This window comes from Bacillus sp. ISL-46 (assembly GCF_018613205.1).
Genome location: NZ_JAGGQR010000085.1, coordinates 1 through 5,402 on the forward strand (window position 1 = coordinate 1; position 5,402 = coordinate 5,402).

The window sequence follows — 5,402 nt, forward strand, 5'->3', positions numbered from 1 at the left end:
TTCGCACAACTAAACTGCCCCGTTACTTGAATAAGAAAATGGAATTACCCCATTGTTGAAGTAATGCTACACGTTAGCTTAAGTACATTTCTTCACAAATTTTCTTTTATCCATAAAAAAACGACATATCCAATAGCTTTGAAAAAAGAAATTTTAAAATATATAATTCAACTCATTTAACACATATTCAAGCCACTCGTTTTGTGGAGAAACAATCTCTGGCAACTTACCGAGTGGAGACCAAAATAATTTAAATGTATGATTATCTGATTCTATTTCCCACTCGTTAAGGTCATTGTTTGATTTTAGGTGGTAAAAATATCTTGAGACTTTTGAGGCTAAATTTGCTTCTTCCACCCAACCCGTTATCTGGTAAGTTATATAATTTGGATTCGGAAATTTATCTCCTTCTTGGTAAGAAACTTGAACATATTGCCCATGTCTGCGTTCATGTTGAACAGTGATACCCCTTCTAAATTCAGCCCACTGGAAGCTTGATAAGTCAGGTCTTGAATAAACTATCGTCTTTCGAAAAATTGTGTATTTACCAGATAACTTAATTTCTTGCTTCCCAATAAAGTTACATGAAACAAATTCTTCTATACCAGTTTCTTCATAAGCTTCTCTCAGGGCAGCTTGTTCGAAATCTTCGTTTATTTCGACAGTACCTGCTGGAAATTGTATACCAGCATTGGGGTGTTTAATTAAAAGAAGTTCTATTATTGAATCCTTTTCCCTAGTTATGAAACAGGTGACTTTACCTAATTCATTTTGCATGCATTTTCCACCTCAAATATAGCTGTTATTACACATCATATTTTACCACAAAATGGTTTATCACTATTGTGCTAACCTGCCCTTTAGTGGAACAAGCAAAAAAGCTGCCGAAGCAGCCCACATTTGTTGAAGAAACGTTAATGCATTGACCTTGCAATTTCTAACATTTTTTCTTTCGGTAATCTTGAACTATTCATTTTTACATAAGTACCATTCTGTACCCAATTAAGTAAGCCACCAGTTATGGTGTCTCCATTTTTATCAACTTCACCACTATCTATCCATTCCTGAAAATAACCTGTGTTTCCATTAATATCAACTTGCTGAGAATGGGGAAAATCTTCATATGATAACGGAAAACCTCTTCTCAAATGAATAGCAACCATCAACTTTGTGTCCTTGCTGTCCATATAATGAAGCATTATCCAAGGGGATGTTTTGGTATCTAATGTCCAATCATCAGGAATCCTTTTTGGAGTTAAAACGGTAAAGTCAATTTCTTTCTTTATTTCTGAAATAGTTTTGCTGTTGTGATTATACTTAATTTCTTTAGCCATAATTATCATTGGGTAACAATTTAACAGGATTAGGACAATGAATAAACGTATCAGAAATACCAATTTACTACCTCAATTCTATTCGAAATTTCAGGTATTAGTATTTCCTACCATTCACTTTTTATTAAACTATCCTGCCCTTATATATAGTATGAATTTCTACCGTATTCAACGTAAGTAATGATACAAAAATGACCGAATTTCTATCTTTGCTAACACATTATATAGAGTTATTTTTTATAGTATTCAACGTATTCAAAGATATGGAAATAGATATGTCTAACAGGGGAAAGATACGACCTTGAAGTTTAGTGTGGAAGTGTACTCCTTCCACACTAAACTTCAAGGCTAGTAAGCGAAAGCGCGGTAGGGATGAATGATAGACTAGTTGCCTGATGAAGAGACTGCTTAATCACAGGATCTATTGTTACCCAAAGAGGGCTTAATTCAAGTTTTTAAATCCCGTACCTATGAATACATGTAAACAACGATAAAAGGTGCATTCCTTTAACTTTTTTTAAGTTGATACTATATATAAGGGCCAGTTAGTGGAACAACGAAAAAAAGGCTGCCGAAGCAGCAAAATCGTTCTTGAGCTAAAGCACCCGTTAGTTTAAGTGAAACTATTCACAAGACATTCAACACTTCTCACACAAATTCCTACCTGGTATAATTCTAATTCAACTGATACCCTAGTTATTAGAATTTATATTCGGTCATTGTATCTTGTAATACAATACTTGACATTTTTAAATATGTGTATTATATTTTTCAACAAGAATAAATCACAAATCTAATTAGGCTATGATAAGGACATGAATCATTGGTACATTTTCTTGATAGAGAACAGGGTCATTGGCTGAAAGCCCTGAAGAAAAACGAATGATTTACCACCTTGGAGCTATTATAGGGAAATGTATCATTCAAAGTATCTATAATCGGTAAATCCGTTATCTTTTTTGAGCATAAAGCATTCTTAATTGTGTTTTATGGAATCAGGGTGGAATCACGACCACACTCGTCCCTATTATTGGGATGAGTGTGGTCTTTTTTTTATACAAAATTAAATAGTTAGGCGTTGAAAAGGACATGAATCATTCTTCGTTTTCTTATCAGAGAACAGGGTCATTGGCTGGAAGCCCTGAAGAAAAGTGAATGATTTACCACCTTGGAGCTATTATAGGGAAATGTATATTCAAAGTATCTATAATCGGTAAATCCGTTATCTTTTTTGAGCATAAAGCATTCTTAATTGTGTTTTATGGAATCAGGGTGGAATCACGACCACACTCGTCCCTATTATTGGGATGAGTGTGGTCTTTTTTTATACAAAATTAAATAGTTAGGCGTTGAAAAGGACATGAATCATTCTTCGTTTTCTTATCAGAGAACAGGGTCATTGGCTGGAAGCCCTGAAGAAAAGTGAATGATTTACCACCTTGGAGCTATTATAGGGAAATGTATCATTCAAAGTATCTATAATCGGTAAATCCGTTATCTTTTTGAGCATAAAGCATTCTTAATTGTGTTTTATGGAATCAGGGTGGAATCACGACCACACTCGTCCCTATTATTGGGATGAGTGTGGTCTTTTTTAATACAACTTAAAATCAGGAGGAATAAAAATGTCTAATCAACTGGAAGCAGAAAAAAGAAATCATCGAAAGCTAGGTCAAGAGTTAGAACTGTTCACTTCAATGGATGAGGCTCCAGGAATGCCTTTTTTCTTACCAAATGGATTGGTGATTCGGAATGAACTTGAAAATTTATGGAGAAAGAAACACAAAAAGGCAGGCTATCAAGAAATTAAAACACCCATTATGTTGAAACAGGAACTTTGGGAACAATCAGGTCATTGGGATCATTATCATGAAAATATGTATTTTTCCAATGTGGATGAACAAAATTATGCCATTAAGCCAATGAACTGTCCTGGTGCTATATTAATTTTCAACAGCAAACGAAGAAGCTATCGAGAATTACCTATCCGTTTTGCAGAACTTGGATTAGTTCACAGACATGAACTTTCGGGTTCTTTAAATGGACTTTTAAGAGTGCGTTCCTTTACTCAAGACGATGCACATTTATTTGTTCGAGTTGACCAGATTGAGTCCGAAATTGATAAAGTTCTTGAGTTAGTAGATGAGTTTTACTCCCACTTTGGTTTTGAATATAAAGTAGAGCTTTCTACGAGACCAGAAGAGTACATGGGTTCCGAAGAAATCTGGGGTAAAGCTGAATTAGCGTTGGAATCTGTTTTGAAGAGTAAAGGAGTTAATTACCAGATTAATCCTGGTGATGGGGCATTTTATGGTCCGAAAATAGATTTTCATATTTTAGATTCACTTGGAAGAAGCTGGCAATGTGGTACAGTCCAATTGGATTTTCAAATGCCTCAAAAGTTTAATTGTGCTTATGTAGGTGAAGATAATAAACTTCATCTTCCCGTTTTGATTCATAGAGCCATCTATGGTTCCGTAGAGCGTTTTATGGCAATTTTAATTGAACATTTTGCTGGGGAGTTTCCACTTTGGCTGGCACCTGTTCAAGCAAAAATAATACCTATTTCTGATTCACACGCAGTTTTTGCAAATGAAGTGAAATCCCAATTGGAATCAGCAGGATTGCGTGTGGAAGTCGATTATAGGGCTGAGAAGATGAGATTGAAGATTAGAGAAGCTGAAAAACAAAAGATTCCTTACATGCTTGTTATCGGTGATAAAGAGATGGAGAACCAATCCTTGGCGTTAAGAAAGCGAAAAGAGGGAAACCTTGGTGTGATGAGTATACAAGAAACAATTGAACGGTTCATTAAAGAAATTAACAGTAGTAGATAAACTCCATTCAAAGCCCGAAAGGATTATATTCCTTTTGGGCTTTCCCTTAAAAGTACCCCAAAGATTGGAATACCTTGTTAAACTAACCTGCCCGTTAGCCATCCATGCAGCACAAAATCAGTGCTGCACCACAGAGAATGAAAATGGGTAGGAAGTGTCAATACTGATACTGACCTTAATCCAGTCAACCCTAATCCATAGACTTATTAATTATCGCTCTCCTCTTTTTTTTAACGATTGAGCAGGGTCTTTTTAAGTTTTGTCATTTTTCTTATCTTGAAGAAACTTATTTTCATGGTAGTTTAAGTACATCTCTTCACAATCTCAATGGAGTAGAACCTATTGATACATAATTAAATCACCTTTAAATTAGACTTCATAATGTCTCATAAGACTTGTATCAAGCAAGTTTATAACGGAGTTCCATAAAACTTGGATTGGATATAATACCTTTCTCCATATTCATTACTTAAAAAGCCCACATTATAACTTTTTTTATCTATTAGTTCCTTGAAAGTGTTAAGAATACTGCAATTCCAGTCAATATTATGGTTTTTATATGGATAATTGTCACTGTTGGGATTGAACGTATGAATAAATACTGCATCTTGTCCAGCGTCATTCAAGTTAATTAACACCCAAGATTGGTATGGTTTATTAAATGTTTCAAGTTCTTTTAATAAGTTATTGTATAAAGCCATATGTGCTTTTACATGTTCTTTTCTAAATCTCACACTATCATTACCAATTCCCCAAAAATCAAGATGTCCATGCCAAAAATCGAACCACTCATCAAGTTGAATGTCACATGTATTTACTTCTGTTTGTTTCCATAGTTCACGAAAATAACGTTTCTTTCCTCGGAATTTTTTCAATATATACCTCCTAAAGAAATTGAAATCTACAATGTCATTTTTGACAGATATATCCTTGTTCAACAATCCTGCGTCGTTAGCTCAATAAGAAAAAGCCGCCTCATTCGGCAGCTGGATCTTCAACTCAAGCACCCGTTAGCGTAAGTACATTAATTCACAATCTTATTTTCCAGACCATGACATTTAAAGTTATAATTAGGATTTTTCCTAACCTCTTCTTTCTGAAGTTCATACATGGCTATTTTATAGTTTATTTCTTCCAAGTGTTTTAAGCTTTCTTCAATTTTCTTCTGCACTTCTAATTTATGCTGTATCAACATTTCTTCTCTTTGCATGAAGGTAGGATTTCCTACTTC

The 5,402-nt window shown here is 34.5% G+C and carries 5 protein-coding genes and 3 other annotated features; of the genes, 1 reads left to right on the forward strand and 4 read right to left on the reverse strand.

Going from position 1 to position 5,402, the window contains the following annotated elements:
• Window positions 1-153: 153 nt before the first annotated feature.
• Window positions 154-777, reverse strand: coding sequence for an NUDIX domain-containing protein (locus J7E67_RS28175; protein ID WP_214733284.1), 624 nt, complete (start codon window positions 775-777; stop codon window positions 154-156).
• A 137-nt stretch (window positions 778-914) separates the two neighbouring features.
• Window positions 915-1,334, reverse strand: a complete 420-nt coding sequence (locus J7E67_RS28180) for a DUF4367 domain-containing protein (RefSeq protein ID WP_251027060.1) — start codon at window positions 1,332-1,334, stop codon at window positions 915-917.
• A gap of 795 nt (window positions 1,335-2,129) precedes the next feature.
• Window positions 2,130-2,363, forward strand: a binding site (T-box leader).
• Between the two features lie 40 nt (window positions 2,364-2,403).
• Window positions 2,404-2,635 (forward strand) — a binding site (T-box leader).
• Between the two features lie 39 nt (window positions 2,636-2,674).
• Window positions 2,675-2,906: a binding site (T-box leader), on the forward strand.
• 53 nt (window positions 2,907-2,959) lie between these two features.
• Here J7E67_RS28180 and thrS point away from each other — a divergent pair.
• The gene (gene thrS, locus J7E67_RS28185) at window positions 2,960-4,171 is read left to right on the forward strand and encodes a threonine--tRNA ligase (protein WP_214712764.1); all 1,212 of its coding nucleotides are present in this window, start codon (window positions 2,960-2,962) and stop codon (window positions 4,169-4,171) included.
• Between the two features lie 410 nt (window positions 4,172-4,581).
• On the opposite strand, the gene J7E67_RS28190 is transcribed toward thrS, so the two are convergent.
• Window positions 4,582-5,046 (reverse strand): hypothetical protein, encoded by a 465-nt coding sequence (locus J7E67_RS28190; RefSeq protein ID WP_214733285.1) that lies wholly within the window; start codon window positions 5,044-5,046, stop codon window positions 4,582-4,584.
• 149 nt (window positions 5,047-5,195) lie between these two features.
• Window positions 5,196-5,402: MerR family transcriptional regulator (locus J7E67_RS28195; RefSeq protein WP_483861514.1), on the reverse strand; the 207-nt coding region annotated here is incomplete at its 5' end.

Bases quoted from the DNA above. Each gene is read 5' to 3' on its own strand.
- J7E67_RS28175 (WP_214733284.1), bottom strand. From the start codon at position 777: ATGCAAAATGAATTAGGTAAAGTCACCTGTTTCATAACTAGGGAAAAG.
- thrS (WP_214712764.1), top strand. From the start codon at position 2,960: ATGTCTAATCAACTGGAAGCAGAAAAAAGAAATCATCGAAAGCTAGGT.
- J7E67_RS28180 (WP_251027060.1), bottom strand. From the start codon at position 1,334: ATGGCTAAAGAAATTAAGTATAATCACAACAGCAAAACTATTTCAGAA.